The organism is Acinetobacter sp. YH12233 (assembly GCF_013417725.1).
Classification (GTDB): domain Bacteria; phylum Pseudomonadota; class Gammaproteobacteria; order Pseudomonadales; family Moraxellaceae; genus Acinetobacter.
The window spans coordinates 24698-43713 of record NZ_VPDK01000009.1 but is presented as its reverse complement, the minus strand read 5'-3'; the positions used below and the strand labels follow the sequence as shown (position 1 = coordinate 43713).

The window sequence follows — 19016 nt, the reverse complement described above, 5'->3', positions numbered from 1 at the left end:
GAAATCCTAATGCGCTGGAAATGCTAAATCACGGTTGTGATGCTGGGCATCAATCGCGGCCTGTACCTCGACCACATCATCAAACCAATGTCGCACCCCATCAATCTCCTGATAATTTTCGTGTCCCTTACCGGCAATCACCACAATGTCACCTGGCTGTGCCTGGTCGACTACAAAGCGGATTGCTTCACGACGGTCATGAATTTCATGATAGGTTTTGTCTGAAAAATCGATACCCTGCTTCATGTCAGCGAAAATCTGGTTTGGATCTTCAGTACGTGGATTGTCCGAAGTCAGCACTGCAATATCAGCACCTTCGAGGGCCGCTTGAGTCATCAACGGACGTTTGCCACGATCACGATCACCGCCACAACCAAAAGCAACCCAGAGTTTTTGACTGACATGGCGCTTCAGCGTAAGCAAGACCTGAGTGAGGGCATCTGGAGTATGTGCATAATCCACAACAAATAAACGCTCATCATCACGAATGACCTGCATACGGCCTGGAGCACCTTTCAGCTCGGGCACAGTTGCAATTAAATCGGCTAATGCAAAACCGGCTTGCTCTGCCACAACCAGGCTCGCAACCAGATTTTCGATATTGAAATGACCCAGCAAAGGACTATGCACAGTAAATGTATCTTGTGCAGTGATCAATTTAAATTCAGCACCGGAAATACTGTATTGGATATCCTGAACCTGATAATCAGCTGCTTGTGACAAAGAATAAGTCAGAATTTTCGGCTGATTCGGATTGGCTTTTGCAGCATTCAGCATCACTTTTGCATGTGCGTCATCAATATTGATAACTGCAACTTTCAGAGATTCAAAACTGAATAAACGCGATTTTGCTTCTGCATAAGCTTCCAACGTACCGTGATAGTCGAGATGGTCACGGCTTAAATTGCTATAAGCCGCAATTTCAATCGCACACCCATTCAGACGGCCCTGCTCCAGACCATGCGAACTCGCCTCAATTGAAGCAAATTCCGCACCTGCCTGTGCATAAGCATGCAAGGCATTTTGCAATTGCAGGGCATCAAGGGTGGTATGAGAAGAGGCTTCCAGATTCGGCAAAATACCATTCCCAGTAGTCCCCATAACTGCACAAGCTTTGCCTTGCAGCATCAGCAACTCAGCAACCAGACGGGAAATTGTGGTTTTACCATTGGTACCAGTTACGGCCAGAATACGGGCAGCCTTGACTGGCTGAGTCGCTTGCAGATAGCGCTTTTGCCACTCGCCCATCAAGTGACGGACATTGGGTACTACCAAAGCTGGAGTAACACCTAGCTCTTGTTCTGAAATTACGGCCAGTGCACCCAATGACAGGGCTTTTTTGGCATATTCTGCGGTTTTTTCAGGTTGAGACAAGCTGGTCAGAGCAATAAAAATTTGCCCCAGTTTAACTTTGCGGCTGTCCAGTTCGAAACCCTGAAAGGATTGTCGCATCCACTCAGCAGGTTCTTGAACGGCGTAGAGATCTTGAAATGTAATGGACATTGATCACCTATTTACTGGACTTTGGGAGATTCTAAAGGTTTGTCCAACGGGACATTTAGCAGGCGTAAAGATTCCTGCATCACACGGGCAAAGACAGGTGCAGATACCGTACCACCATAATAAGACCCTTGCGGATTTTCCACGACCACCACCATAGCAATACGCGGATCACTCACGGGTGCTACACCAGCAAATAAAGCACGGTATTCACTGGTTGAATAGCCTTTACGGTCGGCACGCAATTTATGCGCAGTACCGGTTTTACCTGCAACACGATAACCAGGTACGGTTGCACGGGTTGCTGTACCACCAGGCAGAGTTGCTGTTTCCATCATCAGCAGAACCTGTTCTGCGATTTGTGGATCAATCATCTGCTCGCCCTGTGGCTGTTCTTCTAATTTATACAGGCTTAAAGGCACTTTCACACCTTTGTTCGCCAGCATGGCATAGGCATCAGCCAGTTGCAGCACAGTCGCATTCAGACCATAACCATAGGCCATAGTTGCTACTTCAGATACATTCCATTTACTTGGCGGCAGAATCAAACCGGAACTTTCACCCGGAAATTTCACTGCGGAACGCTGACCAAAACCAAGACGTTTATAGAAAGTCGGTAAAGTTTCATACGGCAGTGACAGAGCTAATTTAGCTACCCCGACGTTTGATGATTTCTGGATAATCCCACCCAACGTCAACTGACCATAGTTATGCGTATCACGAATAGTGTGGTTTCCGACCCGCATACTACCTGGACTCGTATTGATGACCGAATTGGCCGTATATTTCCCGCTCTCTAGAGCCATCGCCACAGTTAGCGGCTTCATGGTTGAACCCGGCTCGAAGGAATCGACAGCGCCACGATTACGCATTGCGTCTTTATTTAATAAGCCATTCTTGTCATTCGGGTTATAAGAGGGCCAAGAAGACATTGCCAGAATTTCACCGGTTTTGACGTCGACTGCAATCGCTGTTGCGGAGCGGGCATTATTGGCGACGCCTGCTGCAGTCAGTTCACGATACATAATGTACTGTAAACGTGAGTCGATACTCAGGGTAATGTTTTCACCTGGCTCAACTTCTTTAATCACTTCCGGTTCTTTAACCCGGTTGCCTTTTTTGTCACGGATAATCTGCTGTTCACCATCCTGACCGGCAAGACGGGTATTCAGCTGCATCTCCAGACCTTCGATCCCAATTCCCTCACTATTGGTCAGACCAATAATCTGGGAGTTTGGCTGGGGCTGAGGATAATAGCGCTTATAGTTTTTCTCGGTATACACACCTTGGAAATTACGCTTCATGATCAGTTCCGCCTGTTGTGGCGGCACTTCTTTTTTCAGGATCAGATAACGTGAACGTGGACGCTCTTCCATCTTTTTGCGCAATTCAGCACGATCCATGCCCACTGCATCAGCCAGCTCATCCAGATTCAGGTTTTTATCTGGGAGCTGGCGTTTTAGTTTACGGCTATTCGGCTCTTTCTGTAGCGCCAGCATGGTTTCATCATAGAGTCTTTTATTATCAAAATAGTCACGTGGGTCAATCACGATTTTCATAATCGGCGTACTGATCGCCAGTGGAATACCATTACGATCATAAATTACGCCACGCATGGCCTTGATGGTATTGGTTCGTAAAATATTGGCATTGGCTTTATTTTGCAGAAAATCCTTATTAATAATCTGCACATAGAAAGCTCGGCCGATTAGTGTCACAAAACACAGCAGCACCACGGCCCACATGATGTAAAAACGGTTGATATAAACATTTAAGGCATTTTTCTCGGTGACGGACTGCTTTTTACGTACCGGTTGCTTCTTTCTCTTGTCTACCATGTTCGAGCGCTAGCCTTATTTTTTCTCATCTGAAGGTTGTGGTAAGGAAATCACGACACTCTGTGAAATCGGAGGTGAATACATCCTTAACTGGGTCACTGCACGGGTACCAATCTGCGCGGTCGCACCGAAAGTCTGCTGTTCAATCAGCAAACGTCCCCACTCTGCATTCAGGTCATCCCGTTCGCGCAGATAGGTACTTAGTTTGCGGTTATCCTGACGGTATTCAAAGACTTGGAAGACGACAAATACCGCACTGATGAAGACCATCAATATCAATATGAGGTAAATAATGACTTTTTTCAGCCATAACTTTTCTGTTTTTTTATCAACCACTTCAGTTTTCATGATGTGCCTATTAAGCTAAACGTTCTGCCACGCGCAGCCATGCGCTACGTGAACGAGGATTGGCTTTAACTTCCTCATCACTTGCCTTGACCCGGGCGATTTTCTTTAAACGTCGCGTATCCTTTTGTTGTTGCGGCATTCCCCAGCCTGAATCTTCTTCAAGCGTTGATTCTTTTTGAATAAACTGTTTAATCAACCGGTCTTCTAATGAATGAAAGCTGATCACAGCCAAACGTCCCTCTGGTTTTAAAATTTCAACCGCTTGAGGGAGGAAAGTTTCAATATCTTCTAATTCTTTATTAATAGCAATACGAATTGCCTGGAAAGTTCGGGTGGCAGCATGTTTATTTTTTTCCCATTTTGGATGGGCAACTTTCACAATTTCCGCCAGTTTGGCTGTGGTATCAATATATCCGGCAGCCTTGATCGCTTTGGCTATACGACGACTATAACGCTCTTCCCCATACTGAAAAATCACATTGGCCAGTGCTTCTTCTTCAATATCCACCAGCCATTCTGCTGCAGTCGGACCTTGCGAGTTGTCCATACGCATATCCAGCGGGCCATCTTTCATAAAGCTGAAACCGCGTTCTGCCTGATCCAGCTGCGGTGAAGACACCCCTAAGTCAGCCATCACACCATCTACACTTTCAATACCCTGCTCAGCTAATGCCTGTTTTAAATCAGCGAAGCTGGCATGGATAATTTTAAAACGTGAATCTCCCTGTTCCAGTTCTGCGGCAACAGCCAATGCTTGCGGGTCTTTATCGAAAGCATAGACGCGTGCATTTTCATCTAATTTGGAAAGTAATAAACGTGTATGCCCACCGCGACCAAAGGTTCCATCCACATAAATTCCCGTATTGCGACCAGCCAGTAAGGCATCAATCGTTTCGTGAAGTAATACAGAAATATGTGACATAAAAACTCAATCAATAGGGCGAAAAATTTAACTGCACATTATCACTCTGTTTAGCTAAAGCTCCAAACGACTTTTTGTAGATAAATATTAATTTCTATAGAGAAAACCGTTTTTATTTTTCGACAGCCGATAAAAAAGCCTCCATCGAGGAAGCTTTTTTATATTTTAAATTTATTTTCTAATCAACAGATTAACGCTTCGAGTTATAGATCTGGTCGAAGATTGCGCCATTCACAAAGTGAGTTTTCTGTGCATTGGCCCAGCCACCGAATACTTCATCAATGGTAAAGGTTTTAATTTTTGGGAACTGTGATGAATATTTGGCTAATACTTTCTCATTACGTGGACGGTAGAAATGTCGTGCTGCCATGTCCTGACCAAGTGGAGAGTAAAGATAGTTGATATAACCTTTAGCTAACCATTTATTGCCATTTTTATCTACGGTACGATCTACGATGGCTACAGAGGGTTCAGTCAGAATGGTCAAAGATGGATAAACGATATCAAACTTATTTTTACCGAGAGTTTTTTGTGTTACTAGGGCTTCATTTTCCCAAGTTAACAACACATCACCAATATTACGTTCAGCAAATGTGGTCATCGATGCACGTGCAGCAGAGTCCATCACTTTGACGTTTTTATAAAGCTTGCCGACAAATTCTTGGGCTTTGGCTTTGCTACCACCCGGCTGTTTCTCTGCATAACCCCAAGCTGACAGATAAACCCAACGTGGCAAGCCACCAGTTTTCGGATTTGGTGTAATAATTTCTACACCCGGTTTAGTCAGATCTTTCCAGTCTTTAATTCCTTTGGGGTTATCCTTACGTACCATGAAGACAATCGTTGAAGTATAAGGTGCAGAATTGTGCGGGAACTCTTTTTGCCAGCCTGGCTGGATCTGACCAGATCTTACGATCTCTTCAATATCGTTTGCCAATGCCAAGGTCACCACATCACCTTTTAAACCGTCAACCACAGAACGGGCCTGTTTACCTGAACCGCCGTGAGACTGTTTAAAGTTCACATCAATACCGGTTCGTTTTTTCCAGTAGGCACCAAAAGATTTGTTGAATTCGTCATAGAATTCACGGGTCGCATCATAAGAAACGTTCAGGAATTCACGATCCGCGGCTTGGCTCGCAGTTGCAGTATATGTCAGACCTGTTGCCAATAAGGCAGCACTAACCAGTGATTTTAATTGAGTTTTCATAAGAGCATCGGGAGATTATCTTCATTAGATATAACTATATGAAATAAAATTATTTTTCGCAATTGAGCAAACAAAGTGCATACAGGGTAATATTTAGTTATTTTTTGTTTTAATTTCATGTTTTATATAATAAAAATATCTAAATTAAAGGCTTATTCTATTTTTATAGCATTTTATGCTTTAGATATAAAAAAAACGGATAATAAATTATCCGCTTTCTACTTATGGTTCAGTAATTAGAATTATTTACGGTTTTCCGCAGAGATTTGATCGTAGATGGCTCCATTCACAAAATGGGTTTTCTGCGCTTTTGCCCAGCCGCCAAAGACTTTATCAATGGTAAAAGTCTGGATTTTTGGGAATTGCGCCGCATATTTTGCTGCTGCTTTAGCATCACGTGGACGGAAGTAATATTTCGCTGCCAGCTCCTGCCCTTTTGGTGAATATAATTGACATACTCCCACCACTTTCGTTTTCACTCAAGTGGGGGATTCTAAAAGCAAAGCTCTTAGGCGACTTCCTCACGGATTTCGCTTGCTTTCTGCTTCTTAGGGCGACCTTTACCGCATCCACCCTCCACAGACAAAACGGCATGTCCTGCCGACAATATATTACGAGATGCGTTTAAATCCGCATTCGCAACATAACCGCATCCGACACACTCAAATTTAGCTTGAGTTTGTCGGTTTTCTTTTGCTACATGACCACATTCACAGCAGGTTTGACTTGTGTACTTCGGATCAACTTTTACAAGTAATCCACCTCGCCATTGTTGCTTATATTCCAACATACTAACGAGCATGCCCCAACCTTGATCTAGGATTGATTTGTTTAAGCCTGACTTAGCTTTTACATTCTTTCCTTGATTTTCGATTGTGCCACTTGCTGACTTCGACATATTTGCTACTTTTAAATCCTCAACAGCAATCATTGCGTGGTTTTTGCTGAGCGTTGTAGTGATTTTTTGCAAGTAGTCATGACGAATATTGGCAATGTGATGATGTAGTTTATTGATTTTAAAATTCAGTTTTTTCCAATTTTGACTAAATTTAACTTTCTTTCTCTGCTTCCGTTGAAGTCTAGCTAATTTAATCTGATTGGTTTTAAAGCTATTGATCGGGTCAAAGACCTGACCATTTGAGGTAGTGATTAATTTCTTAACACCAAGATCAACACCAATCGCTGATTTTGATGGGTGGATCGGCATTTCAGTAAGTTCTGTTTCAGTACAGAATGAAACGTACCAACGTCCTGACACCTTACTGATCGTCACATTTTTTATTGTGCCTAGAATCTCTTGCGACTTCCTGAATTTAATAACACCTACGCCATTAGGGAGTTTGAGTTTATTTCCTTTAACCCAACAGTATTTATCGAATTGTACAAGGCGAATGGAATCATAACCGTCTGATTTTTTCTTAAATCTAGGCATAAGTGGGCGCAACTGAACCTCAGTACCATCAGCCAATTTAAAAAATTTAGGTTTCTTAGGTTTGCGCTTTTTTTCTTTTAGTCGAGCATGTTCTTTAGGGTTGAAAAACTTCCCCCATGCTGATGCAAGATCACGAACTTTTTGTTGAAGTGACACAGCATTTGAATTTCCATCTAAAAAGCTAAACTGAGGATTCTTTTTCAGTGCTGTTATCTTTTTTACTAGATTCACCGCATTAATGTGTTTATTTTGAGCAAACATTTCAAATGAAATTGCTAATATTTGATTCCAAACAAAGCGTGCAGAGCCAACGAGATTATTTAAAATAACCTCTTGCTCGACATTAGGCTCAAGCCTAAATTTATACGCTTTATTGATTTTCATTAATGAGTGTGTATCTGGTAATATGGTGCTGATTCTAACATTTTAGGTATATTTTTTCAATGAGTGAGATATATAAAAACCGACATTCAGCCTTTAATCTTCATGTTCATTTAGTTTTTATAACGAAATATCGAAAAAAAATACTAGGTGAGTTGCATCATAAATATTTCAATGAGTGTGCAACTGAAATATGTAAAGATTTTGATGCTGAATTAAAGGAATGTAATGGTGAATCCGACCATGTTCACATGCTTATTCAGTATCCACCAACGGTACAGTTAAGCAAATTGGTTAATAATTTAAAGTCTGTAACAAGTAGAAGAATGCGAAATGAGTTTTTAGACTTGAGAGGGAATTATACAAAACCTGTTTTATGGTCAAGATCATATTTTGCAGGGTCTTGTGGTGGTGCGCCTTTGGAAATAATCAAACAATATATTCAGAATCAACAAGGTTGAAATTTGTGAAATTCACCTCCACCCTGACTGACGGGTGGAGTCCTCTTTCACTTGGAGATAGTAGAAGTTATTATCTTTTTCATGATGGGCACTCATTGCTAATTTACTCAGCACTATATAAACAAAAAAATTACTTAACAATCATGTGTTTATAATATTTTATCCAATCATATTCTATTTTTGATATATATGCTCACAATTCATTTCGGATACATTTTCCCCTAAAAATTTAATATCCTGCTACAATATAAGACAGTTCTTCACGATCTCTACACAGTTATCTGTTACAAATAGGCAACTTAAATGTGGAAATCCTGAGATTTAGTAATTTTCCACAGAGAAATATTAGTTTTTTGTAAAAAATGTGACTTGGTTCTACTTTTTCATATCTGAATGTGATTAGATTGTAGCCAGTATTATAACAACATTTTTAACAAAACAAGATTAACCAAAGCCAAGGAGGAAGTTTGGATATGAAATTTAAAATATTTACAGCCAGCATCCTAAGTCTTATCACGCTGTTCTCGATTCAACTTGGCCATGCCGTAGTTGTGAAAACAGAGCTACCTAAAGCCTCTGTAAGTGCAATTGAAGTGAAAACCTCACCAATTGAAAAAGCAATTCAGCAACATAAAGCTGATAAAAATGCTTTTCATACTGAGGATGAACTTAAAGCGCTGACTGCGTTCAAATCAAATCCGACTCAAAGCTTTTTTGCAGCTCAAAACTTGCGCTTTACCCGCTTTGTGCAAAGTATCTTTTCTCCGAGCAATTCATAAGACTTAGTTTTAGTTCTCCACATTCGTTATATTTTGCTCATCCTGAAAAGCCGCATCATTCAATGTTGAATAAAGCATTAAGTGATGTGGCTTTTTCGTTATAATAGCTGCAATTTTATATTTAAGATTAGATCCGGTTATGACTGTTCGTACTCGTATTGCACCTTCTCCTACCGGTTTCCCGCATGTGGGAACTGCCTATATTGCCCTGTTCAACCTGTGTTTTGCCAAACAGCACGGTGGCGAATTCATTCTTCGTATTGAAGATACGGATCAGCTGCGTTCTACTCCTGAATCTGAAAAAATGATTCTGGACTCCCTACGCTGGTTAGGCCTGAACTGGTCAGAAGGTCCAGATGTCAGTGGTCCACATGCACCGTACCGTCAGTCAGAACGCATGAGCATCTATAAAAAATACGCAGAAGAACTGGTAGATAAAGGTCATGCCTTCTACTGCTTCGCAACAGCGCAAGAACTGGATGAAATGCGTGCTGAACAGCAGGCTCGTGGCGAAACTCCACGCTATGATGGCCGCGGTCTAAAACTGTCTAAAGAAGAAGTGGCACGTCGTCTGGCAGCTGGTGAACCGCACGTGATCCGTATGAAAGTGCCGACTGAAGGGGTATGTACCTTTAATGACATGCTCCGTGGTGAAGTAGAAATTCCATGGGCGCAAGTCGACATGCAAATTCTGCTAAAAACGGATGGTCTGCCAACTTACCATTTGGCAAACGTGGTTGATGATCACCTGATGCAAATTACGCATGTGATTCGTGGTGAAGAATGGATTCCATCTGCACCGAAACATCAGTTGCTGTACAAATACTTTGGTTGGGACATGCCAGTCCTGTGCCACATGCCTCTACTGCGTAACCCAGACAAATCAAAACTGTCTAAACGTAAGAACCCGACCTCAATTAACTACTACAAAGATATCGGCGTATTGCCAGAAGCATTGCTGAACTATCTAGGCCGTATGGGCTGGTCAATGCCAGATGAGCGTGAAAAATTCACTTTGGCTGAAATGATTGAACACTTTGACATTAACCGTGTCTCTCTGGGTGGTCCTATCTTCGATATTGAGAAACTCAACTGGTTAAATGGCCAATGGATTAAAGCTCTCTCTCCTGCTGAACTGTTAGATACCTTACTGGCTTGGAAAGCAGACCGTGCCAAACTGGAAGAAATCGCTGCTGCAATTCAACCACGGATCAATCTGCTGTCTGAAGCAGTGAACTGGTCAGCGCACTATTTCAACCATTTCCCGACTTTGACTAAAGAACAGTTCGAAAGCAAAAAACTTTCTGAAGAACAAGTGCGTCAAAGCCTGCAATTTGCGATCTGGCGTCTAGAAAGCCTGTTCACCTGGAACAATGACACTGTTAGCCAAACGTTGATGGATCTGGCGAATCAGATGAGCATTAAATTACGTGACTTTATGCCAGCGTTCTTTATTGCGATTGCCGGTTCAACCGCTTCTACCCCAGTCATGCAGACCATGGTCACTATTGGTCCGGATCTAACTTTTGCCCGTCTGCGCCACGCGCTGGAAGTGGTCGGTGCTCCTAGCAAGAAAGAAGTAAAAGCTTGGGAAAAACTGAATGAGAGTCTGAAACTGCCGAAAAATGAAGCAGTTGATCAAGCTTAATTTATTTTTTAGTTGACGTCTAAGCGTTATATCCATAATATAGCGCTCACACAGACTGGGGTCATAGCTCAGTTGGTAGAGCGCTACAATGGCATTGTAGAGGTCAGGAGTTCGATCCTCCTTGACTCCACCAAATAAGTCTTGCTTTACCTATGTATTTGCCTCATTTGTCCCTATCGTCTAGAGGCCTAGGACATCGCCCTTTCACGGCGGTAACCGGGGTTCGAATCCCCGTAGGGACGCCATATTCAAGATGGCAACATCTTAATAAAAAACCCAAGCATTGTGACTTGGGTTTTTTATTGTCTGTCTGTTTTATATTGGCGGTATTTCGGTTTTTGCGTATCTTCCGATAAAATAATCAGTAATTTAGAATTTTGGAGTAGTAATGCAATATCGTTGCCCTAAATGTCAAAGCCCAAAAATCATGCCCGTTGCTCAGCCAGGTCAACCGGCGGCGCGCCCAGTCGTGCCTAAAAGCCTGATCATGCTGGTGCCTGCCCTGTTTGTATTATTGCTGCTGGTCATCATTAGCATCGCGATGTGGATTTTTGGAGATGGTGCAGGTACGACTTTACAGACCGCTACTGTGATCGTGTTTATTATCTGTCTGATCGCAGGCTTCATGTTCTATAAAGATTTGCCTGATTTTAAAATTTCCATGCAGGCTTTCATGCAAAGCCAAAAGAAATGGAAATGCCGTGAATGCAATCATGAGTGGGAAATCTGATTTCTAGAGTTCACTCATTTTCAAAGCCGAAAAATCTTGCATGTTTATGCAAGATTTTTTTATTAGTAAAACTAAATCTTCTAACCCCTAATATCAAAATGTCGACTAGAACAACAAATTCATATTTCTTCCAATTTGCTTCACTTTTAAAATGAAGTTTTTTTATTTCTACTGCTTGTTTTTGCTCATTAAATACACAAAAATATCAACATGAGACTAAAAGCATGTAATTCATTACCGAAATAAAACCGCTTTATATTGTAGTCTTTAGTGGATAGTTTAATTAATTGTTAATAATGGCAAAGGTGAGGAATAAAAATGCTTAAACTTAAAAAAGTCATACATTTTCTGTTTTCTCATGATGAGCCAACAGGTTCAGAAATGGAAAATTATATTTCTGAAGCAGACACCTATTATCTGGAAGCTGTACAGTTTGAAAAGCTTTGCCATATTTTAAAGCAACGCCAAGCTGAACAATTTCAAATTACGCAGCTAGAGCAGCAAGAAAATTATCAACGCAATGCTTTCTGGAACTACTTAAGTGCAGCAACACGTGGTCACGCCGAAGCGCAATATAGACTGGGTAAACACTTTCTTAAAGGTAGTCTAGGTTTAGATCAGAATTATTTTCATGCTGAGGAATGGCTGAATAAGGCTAAACAGCAAGGTCATTTAAAAGCTGCACAACTGTTATCAAATACTTATAGCCAAATGAGTGTCCAATATTAAAGAAAAAAACCAGCCCGAAAGCTGGTTTTTTTATGCGCTTTGATTAAGCACCAATTTTGCGATATTTCTGACGCTTCGCTGCCAGATCATCGCCATATTTCTTACGGCGATACTCTTCAAACTCGGTATAGTTACCGGTGAAGAATTCTGGAGTCTCATCTTCAAATGACAAGATGTGAGTCGCAATACGGTCCAGGAACCAACGGTCATGCGATACCACCATCACACAGCCCGGGAAGACCAAAATCGCATCTTCTAACGCACGTAAAGTTTCTACGTCCAAGTCGTTTGATGGTTCATCGAGCAGGATTACGTTCGCACCTTGTTGCAGGATTTTCGCAAGTTGTAAACGGTTACGCTCACCACCTGACAATTCACCTACACGTTTTTGCTGATCTTGGCCTTTAAAGTTAAAGCGCCCAATATAAGCACGAGATGCAATTTCGTAATCACCCACTTTCAGGATATCCAGACCGCCAGACACTTCTTCCCAAACGGTTTTATTGTCATCCAGGGTGTCACGAATCTGACCCACATAAGCAACTTTTACAGAATCACCCAAAGTCACTGTACCAGTATCGGGTTGCTGTTCGCCCGTCATCATACGGAACAATGTAGTTTTACCTGCACCGTTTGGACCTACGATACCGACAATCGCTGTTGGTGGTACTGTGAAAGACAAGTCTTTATACAGCAGTTTGTCACCAAACGATTTGCTAATCCCTTCAACTTCAACCACCTTGTTGCCCAGACGCGGACCAGGTGGAATATAGATTTCAGATGTTTCGTTACGTTGCTGGAATTCACGAGAGTTAAGCTCTTCGAAACGCTCCATACGTGCTTTGTTTTTCTTCTGCTGGCCTTTCGCATTTGAACGAACCCATTCAAGTTCTTTTTTCAATGCTTTAGCAAACGATTCTTCCTGCTTGTTCTCTTGTTCTAAACGCGCATTTTTCTGTTCCAGCCAAGAAGAATAGTTACCTTGGTAAGGAATACCATGTCCACGGTCAAGCTCCAGAATCCACTCGGCCACGTTATCAAGGAAGTAACGGTCGTGCGTAATCGCTACGATGGTGCCCGGGAAGTCTTTCAGGAAGCGTTCCAGCCAAGATACAGACTCTGCATCCAAGTGGTTAGTTGGTTCGTCGAGAAGCAGCATGTCTGGTTTAGACAGCAGTAAACGGCACAATGCAACACGACGGCGTTCACCACCTGAAAGCATGGTTACATCTGCATCCCATGCAGGCAGATTTAATGCTGCTGCAGCCTGTTCCAGCTGGTTATTCAGGTTATGCGCATCCCAAGTCTGGATAATTGCTTCCAGTTTTTCCTGCTCTTTTGCTAGTGCATCGAAGTCTGCATCTGGATCTGCATAGTCTGCAAATACCTGATCAAGGCGCTCTAATGCATCAAGTGCTTCACGTACGCCGTCTTCAACGTTGCCACGAACGTCTTTGGTTGGATCAAGTGGTGGTTCTTGCTCGAGGTAACCAATTTTGATACCCGGTTGCGCACGTGCTTCACCAGAGAAATCTTTATCTACGCCCGCCATAATACGAAGCAAAGTAGATTTACCTGCACCGTTCAGACCAAGCACACCAATTTTTGCGCCTGGGAAAAATGATAAGGAGATATCCTTGAGGATTTCGCGCTTTGGCGGAACCATCTTGGACACTCGGTTCATCGTATAAATATATTGGGCCACGTAGGACTCCTCAATTGAAAAACCAAATGGGGGAAGAAACAAACTCCCCCTGCTCAATCATGAGCGAAAAAATAATCGGCTATTATACGCAGAAAGTCTTCAAAACATAAGCCATTCACGTGAAGTTAATGCCTTGTTACAAGTTTAATCCTGTTTATTTTTCAAACAGCATTTCTGACACCTAAACTTGCATTATTTTATTGATGCTATATCGTTAATTAAGATATTCATTTGAATAAATATGCACTTTTCTTCATATTTCAAGTGCTAATATTTGAGCAGTTTCATTACAGCTAAAAACACAAGAAGACCAACGATCATGACTCATAAAGCAGAAACTTTAGCGATTCACGCAGGCTATAGCCCGGAACCTACTACTAAAGCTGTGGCAGTGCCAATTTATCAAACCACCTCATATGCCTTTGACAATACTCAGCACGGTGCCGATCTGTTTGACCTGAAAGTTCAGGGCAATATTTATACCCGCATTATGAACCCTACCACAGCGGTGCTAGAACAACGTATTGCAGCTCTGGAAGGTGGTATTGGTGCGCTGGCTTTAGCTTCGGGTATGGCTGCGATTACCTATGCGATTCAGACCATTGCTGAAGCGGGTGACAATATTGCTTCGGTGTCCACTTTATATGGTGGCACCTATAACCTGTTTGCACATACCCTGCCTAAACAAGGGATCGAAGTTCGCTTCTTTGATTATCAAGACCCGGAAGCATTACGTGGCCTAATTGATGACAAGACCAAACTGGTTTTTGTGGAATCAATTGGAAACCCACTGGGCAATATTATTGACCTCGAAGCGATTTCCAAGATTGCCCATGAATATGGCGTACCAGTCATCGTTGATAATACGGTTGCCACCCCAGTCCTACAAAAATCTTTTGATTTCGGTGCCGACATCGTGGTGCATTCACTCACCAAATACATTGGCGGTCATGGTAATTCGATCGGCGGTATTATCGTGGATAGTGGCAAGTTCCCATGGGGGCAACATGCCGAGCGTTTCCCTGCTCTGAATACACCTGATCCAAGCTATCACGGTGTCAATTATGTCGAAGCTTTAGGTGAAGCTGCCTATATCGCGCGTGCTCGTGTCGTACCTCTGCGTAATACCGGGGCAGCGATCAGCCCGCAAAATGTATTTTTAATTCTGCAAGGCTTGGAAACTTTGAGCCTGCGTATGGAACGTCATACCGAAAATGCGCTGAAGGTTGCAGAATATTTGCAACAACATCCAAAAGTAAAATGGGTCAATTATGCCGGTCTGAAAGATCACCCGCAGCATGCTTTGGCACAAAAATATGTGAAAGGTAAACCGTCTGCCATTCTGACTTTTGGTGTAGAAGGTGGCCGTGAAGGCGGTGCCCGTTTTATCGATGCCCTGCAACTGTTCACCCGTCTGGTCAATATTGGGGATGCTAAGAGTCTCGCCTGTCATCCTGCAACCACCACCCACCGCCAGCTCAATCCTGAAGAGCTCAAATCAGCAGGTGTGAGTGAAGATATGGTTCGCTTATCGATTGGAATTGAACACATTGATGACCTGATTGCGGATCTGGAACAATCTCTTGCAGCAGTTTAAGCGCCATTTTAAAGCAGAAAACTCCAGCAAAAATGCTGGAGTTTTTTTATTTATTTTTTGAATACAATCACTTGCTTTGTGATTTATTTTCATGATAAAAATCAATTGAAACGGCGAACACAATTAGAGCAATTACTCTAATTTTTATTTTATTTTCAATAGTTTAATGTATAGATTTTCTTAAATAATTAGTTATTATATTAGTACTCATCTTCGCTCTTATCTCTTTAGAGCCATCTTTGATTTTTTAATAAAAATAATTTGAACGCAGTCTTCAAATTAGGGATAACAAACGTGAAAACTAGACTACAGAAACAATTGGAAAAACGTATTGCAGGTAAAACTGTTCTCATTACAGGCGCATCCAGTGGTATAGGTTTAACGACGGCACATCAGCTGGCAGATGCTGGCGCACATGTTTTACTGGTCGCGCGTACCAAAGACACCCTAGAACAAGTAAAAAAAGAAATTGAATCCAAAGGCGGTAAAGCTTCAGTATTTCCATGTGATCTCAACAATATGGAATCCATTGATGAAGTGTCCAAACAGATTATTGCTTCAGTCGACCATATCGATATCCTGATTAACAATGCGGGCCGCTCGATTCGCCGTGCGGTGCATGAATCAGTAGATCGTTTTCATGATTTTGAACGTACCATGCAGCTAAATTATTTTGGTGCAGTGCGCCTGGTGATGAATATCCTGCCGCAAATGATGATTCGCCGTGCAGGTCATATCATCAATATCAGCTCGATTGGTGTATTGGCGAACGCCACCCGCTTCTCGGCTTATGTCGCATCTAAAGCGGCACTGGATGCTTTCAGCCGCTGTCTGTCTGCAGAAGTCCATTCACATAAAGTTGCAATCACTTCAATTTATATGCCTTTGGTTCGTACACCAATGATCGCACCGACCAAGATTTATAAATATGTGCCTACCTTGTCTCCGGAACAGGCAGCCGAACTGGTTGCTTATGCGATTGTGAAACGTCCGAAGAAAGTGGCGACCAATCTGGGACGTCTGGCTTCGATTACCTATGCGATTGCACCAGACATCAACAATGTCCTGATGTCGATCGGTTATAACCTGTTCCCAAGCTCTTCAGCATCAGTGGGTCAGCCACAAAAACTGAACTGGGTGCAAAAGGCCTATGCACGGATCTTCCCGGGCGAGCACTGGTAATTTCTTCAAGAATATTCCGGCCGCCTACTGGCGGCTATTTTATTTCTGTACTTTAGCGATTCAGCCGCTCAGGTTTATAATCTGAATGCGCCCAACGACACATCCTGTCTTTTCAGGCACAGATTTTTGCCGCAAATGCGACGAGATCACGTACACTATGGACGGATATTTCCTATCCATCTTTTTATATTCTGATTCAATTAATGGAAACCCTTATGAACAACGTGCAATGGCTCGATGAAGTAAAATTTAACGAACAAGGTCTGATTCCTGCCATTGCCCAGCACCATCAAACTGGTCGTGTATTGATGGTCGCCTGGATGAACCGTGAAGCGCTGGCTTTAACTGCCGAAAAAAATCAGGCAGTATATTTCTCCCGCTCACGTAACAAGTTATGGCATAAGGGCGAAGAATCTGGCCATTTCCAAACTGTGCATGAAATCCGTCTGGACTGTGATGCGGACGTAATTATTTTACAGATTGAACAGCATGGTGGTATTGCCTGCCATACCGGCCGTGAATCATGTTTCTACCGTAAATTAACCCCAAATGGCTGGGAAATTGTGGATGCACAAATCAAAGATCCAGCAGCAATCTATGGTGAAAAATCAACAAATCCACATACCCTTGCTATGAATGCCTCAACCGCTCAGTCTGAACAGGTTGAAGTATTGTCATACTTGGGCGAGATGATGGCAGAGCGTAAGAAAGCCGATCCGGAATCCTCTTATGTGGCCAAGCTGTACCATAAAGGCCTCAACAAGATTCTGGAAAAAGTCGGTGAAGAAAGCTTTGAGACCGTGATCGCGGCTAAAGATTTCAAAACTGAAGCCTCTGAAGACAACAAGAATGACCTGATCTATGAAGTGGCTGATCTATGGTTCCATACCATTGTGATGCTCGGTTACTTCGACCTGGATCCGCAACTGGTCCTGAATGAACTGGCACGCCGTCAGGGTCTATCCGGTCTGGTTGAAAAAGCCAATCGCCAACATTAAATCGTGAATGAATCTACCTGTGTCTGATCTGCAAAAACCCAAAGCGACCTATGAGCAGGCAACTGCTATTGATAACGCACGTCTGGGAAAATCTTTTAAAGTCATTGCCTATGCGGGCACAGGTAAAACTACGACCCTGCAAATGATCAGTGATGCCATGCCGGAACGGCGCGGCATGTATCTGGCGTTTAATAAATCCATTGCCTCAGAAGCACAAAACAAGTTTCATCGTGGTGTCGACTGCCGTACTTTCCACTCCCTGGCTTTTCGCAGTGTTCCACGTGGAGTCACGGATAAACTACGCCTACCGCGTTTAAGTCCAAGCTTTATTGCCAAAGAATATCGCCTTGAACCGATGACCTTGCGCCGGATGATGGGCGGACGTTATGAAAAATATGTGCTGATGCCTTCGCGTCTGGCCAGTCTGGTTGCGAACGCAGTCGGCTATTTCTGCTCGACCAGTTCGCAATATCCCGCCCCGCGACATATTCAGGCACCGAGCTGGCTACACCCAGATGATATTGAAGCATTGCAAAAGAAACTTTATCCAGCAGTTGAACGGCGTTGGTTAGAGTCAATTGATCCCAATCATCAGGCCGGGATTGGGCATGATATTTACCTGAAACTTTGGGCATTGTCTGAGCCCAATATTCCTGCCGACTATGTGCTGTTTGATGAAGCACAGGATGCCGATCCGCTAATGCTTGGAATTTTGCTAAAACAGCGTAGCACTCAGGTCATCTATGTCGGCGATGCGCACCAGCAAATTTATGCCTGGCGTGGCGCAGTGAATGCCATGCAGCAGCTGCCGCTACCCGAATCTCGTCTGACCACTTCCTTCCGTTTCGGGCCTGAAATTGCGCTGAATGCTAATGCGATTTTAGGAGCATTGAATGAAACCGTGCCCCTACTCGGCAATCCGCACTTAAATTCCAAAGTGGTCAATAAACCGCACACTAAACTACGCGATGCGATTCTATGCCGGACCAATGCGCGTGCTATGGAACTATTACTTGCCGGTTTAGTACGTGGCGATAAAGTCAGCCTGCAAGCGGATCATGTCAAACTGAACCGTTTTGTTGATGCCGCTGCGATGCTGAAACAGGGCAAGCGTGTGGTTGATGTGCCTGAACTGGCCTGGTTTAACTCATGGCATGATGTACACGAATACTGTGAGACCAATGAAGGCAGTGATATCAAGCCTTTAGTCAAACTGGTTGATGAACATGGCACTGATCCCCTGAAAACTGCCCTCGCCAAAATCACCCCAATCGGACAAGCGGACTACATCATCTCTACCGCGCATAAGGCCAAAGGTCTGGAATGGGATCGTGTGCATATTGAAGATGACTACCAGTTCAAGCTGAATGAGAAAGACCATAAAATTAGTGACGAAGAGTTACGTCTGCTTTACGTGGCCTGTACTCGTGCTAAAGTAAGCTTAAATATTCATCACATTTATGACCTCATTCAACAACTGAAAATCAGGATGCCACAGTCACTGCGCCAAGCCGTTGGCTAAGGTAAAACATAGATGTAAAAATCACGCTACAGGT

The 19016-nt window shown here is 43.0% G+C and carries 16 protein-coding genes, 2 tRNA genes and 1 pseudogene; 11 read left to right on the top strand and 8 right to left on the bottom strand.

The window, feature by feature from the left end; translation table 11 throughout:
• Positions 1–6: 6 nt before the first annotated feature.
• The 7 genes and pseudogenes from FTV12_RS05970 to FTV12_RS05940 all read right to left on the bottom strand — a co-directional run bounded on the left by FTV12_RS05970 (position 7) and on the right by FTV12_RS05940 (position 7634).
• The gene (locus tag FTV12_RS05970) at positions 7–1503 is read right to left on the bottom strand and encodes a UDP-N-acetylmuramoyl-L-alanyl-D-glutamate--2,6-diaminopimelate ligase (protein WP_180033720.1); all 1497 of its coding nucleotides are present in this window, start codon (positions 1501–1503) and stop codon (positions 7–9) included.
• An 11-nt stretch (positions 1504–1514) separates the two neighbouring features.
• Positions 1515–3338, bottom strand: coding sequence for a penicillin-binding protein PBP3 (gene ftsI / locus FTV12_RS05965; protein ID WP_180033719.1), 1824 nt, complete (start codon positions 3336–3338; stop codon positions 1515–1517).
• A 15-nt stretch (positions 3339–3353) separates the two neighbouring features.
• Positions 3354–3686 (bottom strand): cell division protein FtsL, encoded by a 333-nt coding sequence (gene ftsL / locus FTV12_RS05960; RefSeq protein ID WP_159122699.1) that lies wholly within the window; start codon positions 3684–3686, stop codon positions 3354–3356.
• A 10-nt stretch (positions 3687–3696) separates the two neighbouring features.
• Entirely contained in the window at positions 3697–4608 is a 912-nt protein-coding gene (gene rsmH / locus FTV12_RS05955) for a 16S rRNA (cytosine(1402)-N(4))-methyltransferase RsmH (RefSeq protein WP_034702209.1), read from the bottom strand.
• A 190-nt stretch (positions 4609–4798) separates the two neighbouring features.
• Positions 4799–5818: a sulfate ABC transporter substrate-binding protein gene (locus tag FTV12_RS05950; RefSeq protein WP_180033717.1), complete on the bottom strand. Its 1020-nt coding sequence runs from the start codon at positions 5816–5818 to the stop codon at positions 4799–4801.
• 242 nt (positions 5819–6060) lie between these two features.
• Positions 6061–6267, bottom strand: a pseudogene (locus FTV12_RS05945) (sulfate ABC transporter substrate-binding protein); the annotation flags it as partial.
• A gap of 59 nt (positions 6268–6326) precedes the next feature.
• Entirely contained in the window at positions 6327–7634 is a 1308-nt protein-coding gene (locus FTV12_RS05940; protein ID WP_131260640.1) for an RNA-guided endonuclease TnpB family protein, read from the bottom strand.
• 59 nt (positions 7635–7693) lie between these two features.
• Between FTV12_RS05940 and tnpA the strand changes: the two genes are divergently transcribed.
• From tnpA to FTV12_RS05905, 7 genes are all read left to right on the top strand, one after another.
• Positions 7694–8092: an IS200/IS605 family transposase gene (gene tnpA, locus FTV12_RS05935; protein ID WP_004970281.1), complete on the top strand. Its 399-nt coding sequence runs from the start codon at positions 7694–7696 to the stop codon at positions 8090–8092.
• A 473-nt stretch (positions 8093–8565) separates the two neighbouring features.
• Positions 8566–8871: a hypothetical protein gene (locus tag FTV12_RS05930; RefSeq protein WP_159122701.1), complete on the top strand. Its 306-nt coding sequence runs from the start codon at positions 8566–8568 to the stop codon at positions 8869–8871.
• A 139-nt stretch (positions 8872–9010) separates the two neighbouring features.
• Positions 9011–10519: a glutamate--tRNA ligase gene (gene gltX / locus FTV12_RS05925; RefSeq protein ID WP_159122702.1), complete on the top strand. Its 1509-nt coding sequence runs from the start codon at positions 9011–9013 to the stop codon at positions 10517–10519.
• Between the two features lie 57 nt (positions 10520–10576).
• Positions 10577–10652 (top strand) — tRNA-Ala (locus tag FTV12_RS05920).
• 36 nt (positions 10653–10688) lie between these two features.
• Positions 10689–10764, top strand: a tRNA-Glu gene (locus FTV12_RS05915).
• Between the two features lie 143 nt (positions 10765–10907).
• Positions 10908–11249 carry a hypothetical protein gene (locus tag FTV12_RS05910; protein WP_004787163.1) on the top strand — a complete coding sequence of 114 codons (342 nt, stop codon included), beginning with the start codon at positions 10908–10910 and terminating at the stop codon, positions 11247–11249.
• Between the two features lie 318 nt (positions 11250–11567).
• Positions 11568–11978: an SEL1-like repeat protein gene (locus tag FTV12_RS05905; protein ID WP_159122703.1), complete on the top strand. Its 411-nt coding sequence runs from the start codon at positions 11568–11570 to the stop codon at positions 11976–11978.
• A 43-nt stretch (positions 11979–12021) separates the two neighbouring features.
• Here the strand turns inward: FTV12_RS05905 and ettA are convergent, their stop codons facing one another.
• Positions 12022–13683, bottom strand: coding sequence for an energy-dependent translational throttle protein EttA (ettA, locus tag FTV12_RS05900; RefSeq protein ID WP_005233568.1), 1662 nt, complete (start codon positions 13681–13683; stop codon positions 12022–12024).
• Positions 13684–14002: 319 nt separating this feature from the next.
• Here ettA and FTV12_RS05895 point away from each other — a divergent pair, with 319 nt between their 5' ends.
• The 4 genes from FTV12_RS05895 (at position 14003) to FTV12_RS05880 (ending at position 18982) form a co-directional block, all read left to right on the top strand.
• Complete coding sequence (locus FTV12_RS05895) at positions 14003–15280, top strand: bifunctional O-acetylhomoserine aminocarboxypropyltransferase/cysteine synthase (RefSeq protein ID WP_180016608.1); 1278 nt, start codon at positions 14003–14005, stop codon at positions 15278–15280.
• Positions 15281–15574: 294 nt separating this feature from the next.
• Positions 15575–16462, top strand: coding sequence for an SDR family NAD(P)-dependent oxidoreductase (locus FTV12_RS05890; protein WP_034169744.1), 888 nt, complete (start codon positions 15575–15577; stop codon positions 16460–16462).
• Positions 16463–16677: 215 nt separating this feature from the next.
• On the top strand, positions 16678–17460 hold the full coding sequence (hisIE, locus tag FTV12_RS05885; protein ID WP_159122705.1) for a bifunctional phosphoribosyl-AMP cyclohydrolase/phosphoribosyl-ATP diphosphatase HisIE: 783 nt from the start codon (positions 16678–16680) through the stop codon (positions 17458–17460).
• 19 nt (positions 17461–17479) lie between these two features.
• Positions 17480–18982, top strand: coding sequence for an AAA family ATPase (locus FTV12_RS05880; RefSeq protein WP_034590271.1), 1503 nt, complete (start codon positions 17480–17482; stop codon positions 18980–18982).
• Positions 18983–19016 lie beyond the last annotated feature (34 nt).

What these genes read in the sequence shown, in the direction of transcription:
- FTV12_RS05950 (WP_180033717.1), bottom strand. Translation starts at nt 5,818, where the DNA reads ATGAAAACTCAATTAAAATCACTGGTTAGTGCTGCCTTATTGGCAACA.
- FTV12_RS05910 (WP_004787163.1), top strand. Translation starts at nt 10,908, where the DNA reads ATGCAATATCGTTGCCCTAAATGTCAAAGCCCAAAAATCATGCCCGTT.
- tnpA (WP_004970281.1), top strand. Translation starts at nt 7,694, where the DNA reads ATGAGTGAGATATATAAAAACCGACATTCAGCCTTTAATCTTCATGTT.
- FTV12_RS05970 (WP_180033720.1), bottom strand. Translation starts at nt 1,503, where the DNA reads ATGTCCATTACATTTCAAGATCTCTACGCCGTTCAAGAACCTGCTGAG.
- gltX (WP_159122702.1), top strand. Translation starts at nt 9,011, where the DNA reads ATGACTGTTCGTACTCGTATTGCACCTTCTCCTACCGGTTTCCCGCAT.
- FTV12_RS05940 (WP_131260640.1), bottom strand. Translation starts at nt 7,634, where the DNA reads ATGAAAATCAATAAAGCGTATAAATTTAGGCTTGAGCCTAATGTCGAG.
- hisIE (WP_159122705.1), top strand. Translation starts at nt 16,678, where the DNA reads ATGAACAACGTGCAATGGCTCGATGAAGTAAAATTTAACGAACAAGGT.
- ftsI (WP_180033719.1), bottom strand. Translation starts at nt 3,338, where the DNA reads ATGGTAGACAAGAGAAAGAAGCAACCGGTACGTAAAAAGCAGTCCGTC.
- rsmH (WP_034702209.1), bottom strand. Translation starts at nt 4,608, where the DNA reads ATGTCACATATTTCTGTATTACTTCACGAAACGATTGATGCCTTACTG.
- FTV12_RS05905 (WP_159122703.1), top strand. Translation starts at nt 11,568, where the DNA reads ATGCTTAAACTTAAAAAAGTCATACATTTTCTGTTTTCTCATGATGAG.
- FTV12_RS05930 (WP_159122701.1), top strand. Translation starts at nt 8,566, where the DNA reads ATGAAATTTAAAATATTTACAGCCAGCATCCTAAGTCTTATCACGCTG.
- FTV12_RS05895 (WP_180016608.1), top strand. Translation starts at nt 14,003, where the DNA reads ATGACTCATAAAGCAGAAACTTTAGCGATTCACGCAGGCTATAGCCCG.
- ftsL (WP_159122699.1), bottom strand. Translation starts at nt 3,686, where the DNA reads ATGAAAACTGAAGTGGTTGATAAAAAAACAGAAAAGTTATGGCTGAAA.